Raw genomic sequence first — 13,572 nt, 5'->3', positions numbered from 1 at the left:
GCCGGGCACGGGAAGTCGGAGGACGCGTCCGCCGGCGGGGCGTGCGGGGCCCGGGACGAACGCCAATCATCACCCGACGGCGCTAGGGTGCGGTGTGTGCTGGCTGAGATGCGTATCCAGAAACTCGGGGTCATCGACGATGCCACGCTGGAGCTGCACCCCGGCCTGACCGTCGTCACCGGAGAGACAGGAGCCGGGAAGACGATGGTGGTGACGGGGCTGCACCTGCTCAGCGGTGGGCGGGCGGAGGCCTCGCGGGTGCGGGTCGGCGCCGACCGGGCGGTGCTGGAGGGCAGGTTCCTGGCGCCGGCGGGGACCGGGGCCGCCGCCGTGGCCTCGAACGCGGGCGCCGAGCCGGACGAGGACGGTGGCCTGATCGCGCTGCGCACCGTCGGGGCCGACGGCCGTTCGCGGGCGCACCTGGGGGGCCGGTCGGTCCCGGTCGGGGTGTTGGCGCAGCTCGCCGAGCAGACGCTCGCGGTGCACGGGCAGAACGACCAGCTGCGGCTGTTGCGCCCGACCGAGCAGCGGGCCGTGCTCGACCGGTTCGGCGGGGAGGGGATCACCGAACTCCGGGACCGGTACCGGGAGGTGCGTTCCCAGTGGCTGGGCGTCATCGAGGAGCTGACCGAGCGGCGGGAACGGGCACGGGAGTTGGCCAGGGAGGCCGAACTGCTGCGGCACGGCCTGACCGAGATCAACGCGGTCGCTCCCCGGCGTGCCGAGGACGTGGAGCTCCAGCAGGAGGCCAAGCGCCTCGCCGACGTCGACCAGCTCCGCGAGGCGGCGGCCGCCGCGCAGGCGGCGGTGTCCGGGGCCCCGGACGGCGACCCGGACCAACCGGGCGCGTTGGGGCTGCTCGGTGAGGCTCGGCGGCGGCTGGGAGGCGTTGACGACCCCCGGCTGCGGGACTTCGAGCCGAGGGTCTCGGAGGCCCTCGCGTTGCTGGTCGACGTGGGAGCCGAGCTCGGTGGCTACCTCGAGGACCTGGAGGCGGACCCGGACCGGCTCCAGTCGGTGTTGGCTCGCCAGGCGGAGTTGAAGGCGCTCACCCGCAAGTACGCGGCCGATGTGGATGGCGTGCTGGACTGGGCCGAGGAGGCGGAGCGCCGGCTGGCGGAGGTCGACACCTCCGACGACGCGGTGGCCGCGCTGCGGGCCAGGCGGGAGGAACTGGCCGCGCTGCTCGCCGGTCACGCCGGTGAGCTCAGCGCGGCGAGGGCCGAGGCCGCCGGTCGGTTGGCGGAATCCGTGACCGCCGAGCTGGGAGGGCTGGCCATGCCCCACGCCCGGCTGGTGGTGTCGGTGGCGGCTCGGGAGTGCGACGAGGAGGACCCGGCCGCGCTGAACGTGGACGGTCGGTGGAGGCACGCCGGGCCGGACGGGACGGACGACGTGGAGTTGCGGTTGGTGGCCCATGACGGCGCACCGGAACTCCCCGTCCACAAGGGAGCGTCGGGCGGCGAGCTCTCCCGGGTCATGCTGGCGTTGGAGGTCGTGCTCGCCCACGCGGATCCGGTGCCCACGCTCGTCTTCGACGAGGTCGACGCCGGGGTCGGTGGGCGGGCCGCGGTGGAGATCGGTCGTCGGCTCGCGCGGCTCGCGGTCACCCACCAGGTGGTGGTGGTGACGCACCTCGCCCAGGTGGCGGCCTACGCGGACCGCCACGTGGTCGTGGACAAGGGCAGCGGCTCCGGCATCACGCACAGCAGCATCAGGCGGCTGGAACCGGGGGAACGCGTCGTCGAGCTGGCCAGGATGCTGGCGGGCATGGAGTCGACCGAGACGGGGCGCGCGCACGCCGAGGAGTTGTTGGAGGTCGCGGAGCGGGATCGGGAGACGTTCCGGTTGGCCCACACCACGGGGTGAGGCTGGCCAACCACCCGAGGGGCACGCGGCGTGGCTTCACGTCGGACGGTGATCGTTTTGTCACGATCTGTCCATGAGAATCACTGGCCTGCTGAAACGGCGGAAACAGGAGCTGCCGGGAGTGATCGGAACGGCGCGGGTTGGCGGGCCCGAGCCGGAACTCCTGCGTCGGCTGAGCCCTGGGGACGTGGTGGTTCTCGACCACGTCGACCTCGACCGCCGGACGGTGGACCGCATCGTGGCGGCGGACGCGGCCGCCGTGGTCAACGCGGCCCCCTCCATCTCGGGTCGTTTCCCGGTGCTGGGACCGGAGCGGCTGCTGCGGGCGGGGGTGGTCCTGGTCGACGGCGCCGGGCCCGAGGTCCTGCGCGCGGTCCGCGACGGTGCGCGCGTCCGGGTCCACGAGGGGGCCGTCTACGAGGGTGAGCGGGAACTCGCCCGAGGGACGTGCCAGACGGCCGACACGGTGGCTGACCAGCTGGTGGAGGCCAGGACCGGGATGGTCGCCCAGCTGGAGGCGTTCTCCGCCGACGTCGTCGAGTTCCTCCGCCAGGAACGTGCCCTGTTCCTGGAGGGGGTGGGTTTCCCCGAACTCGACCTGGACCTCCACGGCGCGCACGTGCTGGTGGTCGCCGCGAACGGGGACGCGGACGGGCACCTGCGGTCGCTGCGGGGTTACCTGCGCGAGCACCGGCCTCGCCTGGTCGGGGTGGAGGGCGGGGCGGACCTCCTCGCCCGGGCCGGGTACCCGCCCGACCTCATCGTCGGTGATCCCGCCACGATCAGCCAGGACACGCTGCGGTGCGGCGCTCCGGTGGTGGTCCCCGCCCACCACGACGGGTACGCGCCGGCGTTGGACCGCCTCCACGACCTCGGGGTCGAGGCCAGCGGCGTCGCCTCGGGAGCCAACCCGGAGGACCTGGCCCTGCTGCTGGTGGACCACCAGGGCGCCGCGGTGGTGACCACCGTCGGGTTCGGCGGCAGCCTGGAGGAGTTCCTCGACCGGGGGCGGACGGAGTCACGGCCGTCCATGGTGGTCACCCGGCTCAAACTGGGCGCGAAGTACGTGGACGCCCGCACGGTGGCGGCGGTGCACCGGCGGGGCGTTCCCGCCTGGGCCCTGGTGGCGCTGCTGGGGGTGGCGGTGGTGGTGCTGCTCGCGGCTCTGCTGCTCAGCGGGGTCGCCGGGGTGTACCTCGCCGAGCTCGGTGCCGTCGGAGGGGAGGTCCTCTCGTGGTTGGGAGGCGTCGTCGCGTGAGCCCGTCCCGGTACCGGATGCTGACGGCCACCTCGGTCCTGCTCGCCCTCGCCGCTGGCGTCGTGGTGGGAGCCGGTGCCTCGGGGATGAGGGCGTCCGGCGCGCCGTCGTCGGGTGCCGAGCTCGCCGAACGCGTGGCGGAGTTGGAGGCGGAGCGGGCCGAGCTCCGGGAGCGGTTGGGGGGTGCCGAGGAGTTCGGCGCCTCGGTGGGGCCGCTGGTGGTCCGGGACGTGCTGGCCGGGCGCTCGGTGCTCCTGGTGACCACCGGGGACGTCGAGGACGCCGAGGCCTCGTCCGTCGCGGCGCTCGTGGAGGCGGCTGGCGGCCGCGTCGCCGGCGGGGTCGGGATGACCGAGGACCTCGTGGACGGGCGGCGGGCCGACCAGCTGCGTGAGCTGGCCCGGCGGCTGCTCCCCGCCGGCGCCAGCCTGCCGGCCGGGGGTGACCCGGGTTCCCTCGCCGGGGCGCTGCTGGCTTCCCTGCTGGTGGTCGACCCGGTGACCGGCGAACCCCGCTCGGAGGAGGTGGAACGGGAGGTCGCGCTGACCGCGCTCGCGGAGGCGGGCTTCCTGCGGGCGTCGGAGCCGGTGCCTCCCGCTGAGCTGGTGTTGGTCCTCACCGGAGCCGGGGTGGGCACGGCGGCCGGGGACGTGACGGGAGGCACGGTCCGGGAGCGTTCCCAACTGCTGAGGGCGGTGGTCTCCGAGCTGGCCCGCGTCGGGCGGGGAGTGGTCGTGGCGGGGCCGCCCGCCTCCGCGGACGCCGACGGGTTGGTGGGGGTCGTGCGGACGGACGCGGGCACCAGGACCCGGGTGAGCACCGTCGACACCCTCGGAGGTGGCGAGGGCTCGGCGGTGGCCGTGCTGGCGCTGCGGGCCGCGTGGGAGGGCGAGGTGGGCCACTTCGGGGGAGCGGGGAACGCCGGCCGTCGTTCCCCGCTGGCGCCGGGTACCTGAGCCGTCACCAGGCGTGGGGGCGGGTGGGGAACGCGGACGTGCGTGTCGAGGACCCGTTCCGTGAGGTGTTACGGTGAGGTCCCGTGGGTCGACGGTGGTTCGTCCCCCATCAGTCAGGACAATCCGGCCGCTGAGGCCAGACGCACGGGAATCACGGGAGCCTCCTTGGTGCTGCAAGCACGCACGATCAAACACGTGTTCGTCACGGGAGGCGTGGCATCCTCCCTGGGGAAGGGACTGACCGCCTCCAGCCTCGGACAGCTGCTCACGTCGCGCGGGTTGCGGGTGACGATGCAGAAGCTGGACCCCTACCTCAACGTCGATCCCGGAACGATGAACCCGTTCCAACACGGTGAGGTGTTCGTCACCGAGGACGGGGCGGAGACCGACCTCGACATCGGCCACTACGAGCGGTTCCTCGACCGGGACCTCAGCGGCCGCGCCAACGTCACGACCGGTCAGGTGTACTCGAGGGTCATCGCCAAGGAACGGCGTGGCGAGTACCTGGGGGACACCGTCCAGGTCATCCCCCACATCACGGACGAGATCAAGGCCAGGATCACCGCCATGGCCGAGCCGGACGAGCACGGTGTGACGCCGGACGTGGTGATCACGGAGGTCGGTGGCACGGTCGGGGACATCGAGTCGCAGCCGTTCCTGGAGGCCTGCCGGCAGGTCAGGCACGACGTCGGTCGGGACAACTGCTTCTTCCTGCACGTCTCGCTGATCCCCTACCTCGCGCCGTCGGGTGAGCTGAAGACCAAGCCCACCCAGCACTCGGTGGCCGCCCTGCGCAACATCGGCATCCAGCCGGACGCGCTGGTGTGCCGGGCCGACCGGGAGGTGCCCGAGTCCCTCAAGCGCAAGATCGCGCTGATGTGCGACGTCGACACCGACGGTGTCATCGCCACGCCCGACGCGCCGTCGATCTACGACATCCCGAAGGTGCTGCATTCCGAGGGGCTGGACGCCTACGTGGTGCGCCGGTTGGGCCTGCCGTTCCGGGACGTGGACTGGCGGGTGTGGGGTGACCTCCTCGACCGGGTCCACAACCCCGTGGACACGGTGCGGGTCGCCCTCGTCGGCAAGTACGTCGACCTGCCGGACGCCTACCTCTCGGTGACCGAGGCGCTGCGGGCCGGGGGGTTCGCGCACCGCGCGAAGGTCGAGATCCGCTGGGTTCCCTCCGACGAGTGCCAGGACGAGCAGGCCTCGGCGACGGCGTTGGCCGGGGTGGACGCCGTGCTGGTGCCCGGCGGGTTCGGCGTGCGGGGGATCGAGGGCAAGGTGGGGGCGATCGCCCACGCCCGGACGCACGGCATCCCCGTGCTCGGGCTGTGCCTCGGCCTCCAGTGCATGGTCATCGACGTGGCGAGGAACCTCGCCGGCCTGCCCGGCGCGAACTCCGCGGAGTTCGACGAGTCCGGTACCCACCCGGTGATCTCAACGATGGCCGACCAGACCGCGGTGGTGGCCGGTGAGCGGGACATGGGCGGGACGATGCGCTTGGGCGCCTACCCGGCCGCGTTGACCGAGGGGTCCCTGGTGGCCGCCGCCTACGGGTCGACGGAGGCGTCCGAGCGGCACCGGCACCGCTACGAGGTGAACAACGCCTACCGGGACAAGCTGGCCAAGGCCGGTCTCGTCTTCTCCGGCACGTCCCCGGACGGCAGGTTGGTGGAGTTCATCGAGCTGGCCGCCAAGAAGCACCCCTTCTACGTCGGCACGCAGGCCCATCCGGAGCTGAAGAGCCGGCCGACGCGGCCCCACCCGCTCTTCGCGGCGTTCGTGAAGGCGGCGTTGGACTACCGTGCCGCCGAGCGCCTGCCGGTCGAGTTCTCGGACGAGGCGACCACCGCTACGGTGTGATCGTGGCGGATGACCAGGTGACCAGGACCCACGGCACGCACGAGTTCGAGACGCGGGACAGCGTCGACCTCTACGAGGGGGCGGTGCTCGCGCTGCGACGTGACGACGTGGTGATGCCCGGCGGTGGCACCGCCCGCCGTGAGGTCCTGGAACACCCGGGTGCGGTGGCGGTCGTCGCCCTCGACGAGGACGACCGGGTGGTCATGATCCACCAGTACCGGCACCCGATCGGCCGGCGGCTGTGGGAGCTGCCGGCCGGTCTGCTCGACGTCTCCGGTGAGGAGCCCGCCCTGACCGCCGCCCGGGAACTCGCGGAGGAGGTCGGGCTGGCCGCGAGCGAGTGGTCGGTGCTGGTCGACGTCGCGGCCTCGCCCGGGTTCACCGACGAGGTGGTGCGGGTGTACCTCGCGACGGGCCTGTCCGAGGTGGAGCGGCTGAGCGGGACGGGGGACGAGGAAGCTGACCTCGTCCCGCGCCGGGTCCCGCTGGCCGAGGCCGTCGAACGGGTGTTCACCGGGGAGGTCGTGAACGCGGCGGCGGTGGCGGGAGTGCTGGCCGCGCACGTGGCGCGCACCGGGGCGGCCGCTGCCCGCCCGGTCGGAGCGCCGTGGCGCGACCGACCCACCCGGTGGGCCGCGCGGGTCGCGAACCGGGGCTGACGGGACGGCCCGGCCGTTCCGCCGTTGGCCCGGCCGGTCCCGCCCGCGGCCGTCCCGGTGTCACTCCCGCAGTCGCCTGCCCTCCCGGTCCCTGCCCCCGTAGGCGAGCAGGATGATGCCGTCGATCCAGCACCACAGCACACCCAGGCCGAACAGCGGCACGGTCACGAGCTGCGCGAGTCCCAGCGCGACCCGACCGGTGTAGATACGGCCGATGCCGAACCCCGGGACGATCTGGAGCACCCCCGCGACGACCTTCGACTTCGGGGAGAACTCCTCCTCGAACCTGGCGGGCGGCGGTGCCGGGTTGAGGACGACCGGGGTCGGGGGCGGAGGTGGCGGGGGAGGGGGCGCGTCGCGCAGCGGTTCCGGCAGGGGGCCGGGCAGGTCCTCGAAGAGCCTGATCAGTTCGCCCCGGGTCTTCGCGGCGGATGCCGAACGCATCCGCTCCTCGTACTCCTCCAGGTCGAGTCGACCGGCGCCGAGGTGATCGCCCAGCGCGGCCACCGCGGCCTCACGCTCCAGGGTGCCGATACGCAGGCTGTCTGGTTTCTTGGTCGCCACCACCTCATAATCCCCCGTCTGGCGTGCTGGTGGGGCACGGGGTGACCGCTTGTCTCCCGACCGTCATCGACGCCCCGCCGATATCCTCGTCGCGCCGGGCCCCGTCACCACCCGTGGGTCCGGCCGGGACGTGGGGAGGTGTCGCGTGCGGGTCGGGGTGCCTCGCGAACTGCGGGAGGGGGAACACCGGGTGGCGCTGGCGCCGTCCGGGGTCGTCGAGTTGACCCGGCGGGGCCACCAGGTCCTGGTCGAGTCCGGCGCGGGTGCGGGGTCGGCATTCCCCGACACCGACTACCTCGCCGCCGGCGCCCAGGTCCTCGCCGGGGCCGAGGAGGTGTGGGAGCGCGCGGACCTCGTGTTGAAGGTGAAGGCGCCCGGACCGGCGGAGTACCCGTGGCTGCGCCGGGGGCAGACGCTGTTCGCGTTCCTCCACCTGGCCGCCGAGCCCGACCTGACCTCCGCCCTCGTGGAGGCCGGTACGACCGCCGTCGGCTACGAGACCGTGCGGGCGGCGGATGGTTCCCTGCCGCTGCTCTCACCGATGAGCGAGGTCGCCGGTCGGATGGCCGCGCAGGTCGGCGCCCACTGCCTGGAACGGGCGCAGGGCGGTCGGGGGTCCTGCTGGGCGGGGTCCGCGGCGTCCCGGCCGGGAAGGTCGCGATCCTGGGTGGCGGGGTGGTGGGCACGAACGCCGCGCTCATCGCGCTCGGCCTCCAGGCGGAGGTGATGGTGCTGGACTCCGACCCGGCCCGGTTGCGCTACCTCGACCTGGTGCACCGTGGGCGGTTGCGGACCGTCGCCAGCAACGCCTACGAGGTGGAACGGGCCTGCCTGTGGGCGGACCTCGTCATCGGTTCCGCGTTGGTCCCCGGCGCGCCCACCCCGCGACTGGTGGGCGCGGACCTCGTGGAGCGGATGCGACCGGGGTCGGTGCTCGTCGACGTCTCGATCGACCAGGGCGGCTGCTTCGAGCAGTCCCGTCCCACCACGCACGCCCAGCCGACCTTCCGCGCAGCGGACTCGGTCTTCTACTGCGTCCCCAACATCCCCAGCGCGGTGCCGCACACCTCGACCTGGGCGTTGACGAACGCGACCCTGCCGTACGTGGCGGCCCTGGCCGACCGGGGCGCGGCGGAGGCGGCGCGTTCGACCCCCGCCCTGGCGGCGGGTCTGCAGGTGCTGGCGGGGACGCTGCTGCGCCCGGAGGTCGGGCGGGCCCACGGGATCCCGCACGGTTCCGGCGAGGAGGTGCTGGGATGAGCCCCGAACGGACGGGCGGGTCGGGAGGCGGGACCACCCTGCCCCCGGGCGGCGGGGTGACCGGATCCGACGAGGACGCGGCGGCGCCGAGCCAGGGGCGGGGGTGGCCCTCGCGGACGGCGGAGGAGGCGCCCGAGGTCGCCGATGTCCTCCTGGCGGCGGCGCGCACCTACCTCGACCACCTGGTGGTCGAGCGCGGCTTCGCCGAGAACACGATCGTCTCCTACCGGCGGGACCTGCGTCGCTACCTCTCGTGGCTCGCCTCGGCGGGGGTGCGGGTCCTCGACGAGGTCGGGGAGGGGGAGGTCAGCGGTTTCCTCGCCGAGCTGCGTGAGCCCAGCGGCGGCGAGCCCGGGCTCGCGGTGACCTCGGCCGCGAGGACGCTGGTGGCGGTGCGCGGGTTCCACCGCTTCTGCCACGAGGAGGGCCTCGCCCCGCTCGATCCCGCCCGTGGGGTGTCCCCGCCGAACACGCCCCGGCGGTTGCCGAAGGCGCTTCCGGTGGACACCGTGCTGAGCCTGGTGGCGGCGGCGGGTGACGAGCACAGCCCGCGCGGCCTGCGGGACCGGGCGCTGGTGGAGCTGCTGTACTCGACGGGCGCGCGGATCTCGGAGGCGGTGGGACTCGACCTCGACGACGTGGACGTGGCGGAGCGGGTCGTCGTGCTGCGGGGCAAGGGGGGGCGGGAGCGTGTCGTGCCGGTGGGCCGTCCCGCCCTGGCCGCGGTGGAGGCCTACCGGGTGCGGGGCCGCCCTGACCTGGCCTCCCGAGGCGGGGGAGGGCCGGCCGTCTTCCTCAACGCGCGGGGCGGTCGGTTGTCCCGGCAGAGCGGGTGGCAGGTGCTGCGGGACACGGCGGACCGCGCCGGCGTCGGTGCGGACCTGTCGCCGCACACGCTGCGGCATTCCTTCGCCACCCACCTCATGCTGGCCGGGGCCGACGTGCGGGTGGTGCAGGAGCTGTTGGGGCACGCCTCGGTGACCACGACGCAGATCTACACGCGGGTCACCGTGAACTCGCTGCGCGAGGTGTACGCGCTGGCCCACCCCCGGGCGTTGGGCTGAGCGGTTCGGCGGTCCGGGTGGCACGCCCCGCGCGCCTGGCCCCGGCGGTCCCGCTGACCGGGGACGGCACCGGGGACGGCGAGGCACGGGCGGTCGTGTCGGGGACCAGCCGAGTGATCGCCAGGTGTGATCGGTACCGCGTTTTCCACCCGGTCTGGCTACTGTCTGTCGTTGTCGCCACCCGAGTATGTTGATGTCGGTGCCCGACTCGGCCTGGGGCGTCCGGTCCGGCCAGGACCGGTGGTACGGCGAGGCGCGTTGCCGCTGCTTCGGGCTGCCCATAGGCTGCGCCTGGTCACGACCGTGGACACGAGGAGCTAGGTCACGATGTCGACACCGTCGCCTTCGCCGGTGGGACGGCCACGGGGCGGCAGGGTCGACCTGAGCATGGCGCCCGGCACGGTCGACCCCGGTGAGGACGAGGCCGCGGAGACCCTGGAGGGTGAGATCGGCCCGACCGGTCGTCCCCGCCGGCACGTCCCGGAACCGCCCCTGGTCGACAGCCACGGGCCCGCCACCGTCCTGGCGATCTGCAACCAGAAGGGCGGGGTGGGCAAGACGACGTCGACGATCAACCTCGGCGCCGCGCTCGCCGAGTGCGGCCGCCGGGTGCTGCTCGTGGACTTCGACCCGCAGGGTGCGTTGTCGGTGGGGCTCGGCGTGCAGCCCCACCAGCTGGACACGACGATCTACAACGTGATCATGGAGCGCGCGGTCGGTGTTCGCGACGTGGTCATGAAGACCCCCGCCGAGGGGATGCACCTGTTGCCGAGCAACATCGACCTGTCCGCGGCCGAGGTGCAGTTGGTGGCCGAGGTCGGTCGGGAACAGACCCTGGCGCGGGTGCTGCGGCCGGTGCTCTCCGAGTACGACTACATCCTCGTCGACTGCCAGCCCTCGTTGGGGCTGCTCACCGTGAACGCGCTCGCGGCGGCCGACGGGGTGTTGATCCCCCTCGAGTGCGAGTTCTTCAGCCTGCGGGGCGTCGCGCTGCTCATCGACACCATCGAGAAGGTCCGGGAACGGCTCAACCCGAAGTTGGAGATCACCGGGATCCTCGCCACCATGTTCGACCCGAGGACGCTGCACTCCCGTGAGGTGATGGCCCGGGTGGTGGAGGCCTTCGGGGACATCGTCTTCGACACGGTCATCAACCGCACCGTGCGGTTCCCGGAGACGACGGTGGCCGGTGAGCCGATCACCCGCTGGGCACCCCGTTCGGCGGGCGCCAAGGCGTACCGGGCGTTGGCCCGCGAGGTGATCGCCCGCTGACCCCGGCGTCCCTCCCCACCGCACGGCCCCGCCGGTCGGTGACCGGGCCGGCCGGCTCACGGTCCGCATCGGTACTGCTGGGAGACTGGGGCGAAGTCGGGGTTGGCCGCGAGGGGTGACAGCGTGGGTGCTTGGCGGGAGCCGCCGTTCGGCGGGGGCGGCCGAACCGGGAGGCGACGGGACGGCCCGGCGCGGGGGGTCGCCTCGGCGGTCCTGGGCGGCCCGGCCAAGCCGAGCGGGGAGGGTGCCCGGTGACTGGGGACCCCGGAGCCGTGGCGCCGTCTCCCGGTGCGGTTTCGACGGGGGTTCGGGAGGAGACGCCGCCGGGCGGCGACGCGGCCGGGGACGAGGCGGTGCCGGTGGCGGTGGCGAGCGGAACCGGTGCCGTCGGCGACGGCGACCCCAGGCCCGCGCACCGGTTCACGGTCCGGCTGACCAACTTCGAGGGACCGTTCGACCTGTTGTTGCAGTTGATCTCGCAGCACAGGATGGACGTCACCGAGGTGGCGTTGCACGAGGTGACCGACGAGTTCATCGCGCACATCCGCGCCCTCGGTGACGGGTGGGACCTCGACGAGACCACCGAGTTCCTGGTCATCGCCGCCACGTTGTTGGACCTCAAGGCGGCACGTCTGCTGCCGTCGGCCGAGGTCGAGGACGAGGACGACCTCGCCCTGCTGGAGGCCCGTGACCTGCTCTTCGCCCGCCTGCTCCAGTACCGGGCGTACAAGCAGGTGGCGGCGCTGTTCGCCGAGCTGGAGGCGGGGGCCCTGCGCCGGTACCCGCGGTCGGTGGCCTTGGAGGACCGGTTCGCCGCGCTGCTGCCGGAGGTGATGCTCGGGGTGGACGCGAACCGGTTCGCCGAGCTGGCGGCCGCCGTGTTCCGGCCCAAGCCGCCGCCGACGGTGTCACTGGACCACCTGCACGTCGCGAAGGTCTCGGTGCGCGAGCACGCCGCGCTGCTGCGGCTGCGTCTCGCCGAACGGGGCAGCGCCAGCTTCTCCGAGCTGGTCGAGGACTGCGAGGCGACGATCGAGGTGGTGGCGCGTTTCCTGGCGTTGCTGGAGTTGTTCCGGGAGGCCGTCGTCCTCTTCGAGCAGCCGGAGCCGTTGGGGGAGCTGGTGGTGCGGTGGGACGGCGGCGACGTCGACGACGCGCGGGCGGCCGCCGAGGCCGACCGGGCCAACCGCGAGGAGGAGGAGTACGGGTGATGCCATCGGAGGAGACGGCCGGGTCGGGTTCCGGCGAGGCACGGCCGGCCGGCGCCCCCGCCGCGGTGGTCGACGTGCCGCCGGGGGGCGGCGGGCCGGCGGAGGACCCCGAGGACCGGCCCGACCTGGGGCGGGAGGCGGACCTGGAGGCGGCCCTGGAGGCACTCCTGCTGGTCGTGGACGTCCCGGCCGGTGAACAGCTGCTCGCCAGCACGCTCGACCAGCCCATCGGTCGGGTGCGGGCCGCCCTGTACCGGTTGGCCAAGCGGTACCGCGAACAGGGCAGCGGTATCGACCTGCGCAGGGTGGGGGAGGGGTGGCGCTTCTACACGCGGGACGTCTTCGCCCCCTACGTGGAGCGCTACCTGCTGGACGGGCAGCGGTCCCGGTTGACCCGGGCCGCCCTGGAGACGCTGGCCGTGATCGCCTACCGGCAGCCGGTGACCAGGTCGCGGGTGGCCGCGGTACGCGGGGTGAACGTGGATGGCGTCATCCGTACCCTGTTGGCTCGGGGGTTGGTCGAGGAGACCGGGACGGACCCGGAGACCGGCGGTCTGCTCTACCGGACCACCGAGCTGTTCCTGGAGCGTCTCGGGCTGTCCTCGTTGTCCCAGCTCCCGCCGATCGCTCCGTTGCTACCCGAGGTGGACTCCATCGATGAGCTCTGACCAGGCACCACGCCGTTCCGACGCGGTCGGGGACGACCGAGGCCGACGCGTCGGCCGGGGGGAACCGGACCCCACCGGCCTGCCCGAGGGCATCCGGCTCCAGAAGGTGCTGTCCAAGGCCGGTATCGCCTCCCGGCGCGCGGCCGAGGACCTGATCGCCCAGGGCAGGGTGACCGTCGACGGGGCGGTCGTCACCGAGATGGGGCGGCGGGTGGACCCCGACACGGTGTCGATCCACGTCGATGGCATGCGGGTCATCGTCCGGGACGACCTCGTGCACCTCGCGCTGAACAAGCCCCGTGGCATGCATTCCACGATGTCCGATGACCGGGGCCGGTCGTGCGTGGGTGACCTGGTGGTCGACCGGCCGGAGCGGCTGTTCCACGTCGGTCGCCTCGACGCCGACACGGAGGGCCTGCTGCTGCTGACCAACGACGGGGAACTGGCGCACCGCCTGATGCACCCGTCCTTCGAGGTCCTCAAGACCTACCGGGCGGAGGTGCGGGGGCCGGTGGCGCGGGACGTCGGGCGCCGACTCCGCGCCGGGGTGGAACTGGAGGACGGCCTGGCGAAGGCGGACTCCTTCCGGGTCGTCGACGCCTACGCGGACCGGGTGATGGTGGAGGTCGTGCTCCACGAGGGCCGCAAGCACATCGTGCGCCGGCTGCTCGCGGAGGTGGGCCACCCGGTGCGCCGCCTGGTGCGCACGGCGATCGGGGAACTCCGCCTCGGTGACCAGCGGCCCGGCACCCTCCGTCGGGTGTCCCGCCGGGAGGTCGGGGAGCTGTACAAGGCCGTGGAGCTCTGAGCGCGCCGGTCCCGGCGGCCGCCTGACCTGGAGGCCGTCGGGGCTTGTCGCTCCGCTCACCGTGCGCGGCAGGTGCGGGCCGGCGGAACCGAGGGCGTCGCCGGGGGATCCGGT

The 13,572-nt window shown here is 73.5% G+C and carries 11 protein-coding genes and 1 pseudogene; 11 read left to right on the top strand and 1 reads right to left on the bottom strand.

Features of this window, described 5'->3' with window-relative positions; genetic code table 11:
* Positions 1-108 precede the first annotated feature (108 nt).
* From recN to G443_RS09205, 5 genes are all read left to right on the top strand, one after another.
* A complete protein-coding gene (gene recN, locus G443_RS09225) occupies positions 109-1,869 on the top strand; it encodes a DNA repair protein RecN (RefSeq protein WP_030105818.1) in 1,761 nt (586 codons plus the stop codon).
* A gap of 73 nt (positions 1,870-1,942) precedes the next feature.
* Entirely contained in the window at positions 1,943-3,127 is a 1,185-nt protein-coding gene (steA, locus tag G443_RS09220; protein ID WP_026418983.1) for a putative cytokinetic ring protein SteA, read from the top strand.
* Positions 3,124-4,083, top strand: a complete 960-nt coding sequence (locus tag G443_RS09215) for a copper transporter (protein WP_155886138.1) — start codon at positions 3,124-3,126, stop codon at positions 4,081-4,083. The genes steA and G443_RS09215 overlap by 4 nt, the downstream gene beginning before the upstream one ends.
* A gap of 165 nt (positions 4,084-4,248) precedes the next feature.
* Positions 4,249-5,952, top strand: coding sequence for a CTP synthase (pyrG, locus tag G443_RS09210; protein ID WP_026418981.1), 1,704 nt, complete (start codon positions 4,249-4,251; stop codon positions 5,950-5,952).
* A gap of 2 nt (positions 5,953-5,954) precedes the next feature.
* A complete protein-coding gene (locus G443_RS09205; protein ID WP_245588809.1) occupies positions 5,955-6,611 on the top strand; it encodes an NUDIX domain-containing protein in 657 nt (218 codons plus the stop codon).
* A 60-nt stretch (positions 6,612-6,671) separates the two neighbouring features.
* Here the strand turns inward: G443_RS09205 and G443_RS09200 are convergent, their stop codons facing one another.
* On the bottom strand, positions 6,672-7,175 hold the full coding sequence (locus G443_RS09200; protein ID WP_030105813.1) for a DUF1707 domain-containing protein: 504 nt from the start codon (positions 7,173-7,175) through the stop codon (positions 6,672-6,674).
* Between the two features lie 145 nt (positions 7,176-7,320).
* Between G443_RS09200 and ald the strand changes: the two are divergent.
* The 6 genes and pseudogenes from ald to G443_RS09170 all read left to right on the top strand — a co-directional run bounded on the left by ald (position 7,321) and on the right by G443_RS09170 (position 13,458).
* A pseudogene (gene ald, locus G443_RS09195) lies at positions 7,321-8,435 on the top strand (alanine dehydrogenase).
* Positions 8,432-9,499 (top strand): site-specific tyrosine recombinase XerD, encoded by a 1,068-nt coding sequence (locus G443_RS09190; protein ID WP_081715450.1) that lies wholly within the window; start codon positions 8,432-8,434, stop codon positions 9,497-9,499. The pseudogene ald and the gene G443_RS09190 overlap by 4 nt, the downstream one beginning before the upstream one ends.
* Before the next feature lie 387 nt (positions 9,500-9,886).
* Positions 9,887-10,771, top strand: a complete 885-nt coding sequence (locus G443_RS09185; protein WP_245588818.1) for a ParA family protein — start codon at positions 9,887-9,889, stop codon at positions 10,769-10,771.
* Positions 10,772-11,130: 359 nt separating this feature from the next.
* Positions 11,131-11,982: a segregation and condensation protein A gene (locus G443_RS09180; protein WP_051313980.1), complete on the top strand. Its 852-nt coding sequence runs from the start codon at positions 11,131-11,133 to the stop codon at positions 11,980-11,982.
* A complete protein-coding gene (gene scpB, locus G443_RS09175) occupies positions 11,982-12,650 on the top strand; it encodes an SMC-Scp complex subunit ScpB (RefSeq protein ID WP_272500023.1) in 669 nt (222 codons plus the stop codon). Before G443_RS09180 ends, scpB begins: the two co-directional genes overlap by 1 nt.
* Positions 12,640-13,458, top strand: coding sequence for a pseudouridine synthase (locus G443_RS09170; protein WP_245588808.1), 819 nt, complete (start codon positions 12,640-12,642; stop codon positions 13,456-13,458). The genes scpB and G443_RS09170 overlap by 11 nt, the downstream gene beginning before the upstream one ends.
* Positions 13,459-13,572 lie beyond the last annotated feature (114 nt).

The organism is Actinoalloteichus caeruleus DSM 43889 (assembly GCF_000429185.2).
GTDB lineage: Bacteria > Actinomycetota > Actinomycetes > Mycobacteriales > Pseudonocardiaceae > Actinoalloteichus_B > Actinoalloteichus_B caeruleus.
Note: the sequence above shows the minus strand (reverse complement) of the source record. Positions and strands in the feature narration are given on the sequence as shown.

What these genes read in the sequence shown, in the direction of transcription:
- recN (WP_030105818.1), top strand. Translation starts at nt 109, where the DNA reads ATGCGTATCCAGAAACTCGGGGTCATCGACGATGCCACGCTGGAGCTG.
- steA (WP_026418983.1), top strand. Translation starts at nt 1,943, where the DNA reads ATGAGAATCACTGGCCTGCTGAAACGGCGGAAACAGGAGCTGCCGGGA.
- G443_RS09190 (WP_081715450.1), top strand. Translation starts at nt 8,432, where the DNA reads ATGAGCCCCGAACGGACGGGCGGGTCGGGAGGCGGGACCACCCTGCCC.
- G443_RS09185 (WP_245588818.1), top strand. Translation starts at nt 9,887, where the DNA reads ATGGCGCCCGGCACGGTCGACCCCGGTGAGGACGAGGCCGCGGAGACC.
- scpB (WP_272500023.1), top strand. Translation starts at nt 11,982, where the DNA reads ATGCCATCGGAGGAGACGGCCGGGTCGGGTTCCGGCGAGGCACGGCCG.
- G443_RS09170 (WP_245588808.1), top strand. Translation starts at nt 12,640, where the DNA reads ATGAGCTCTGACCAGGCACCACGCCGTTCCGACGCGGTCGGGGACGAC.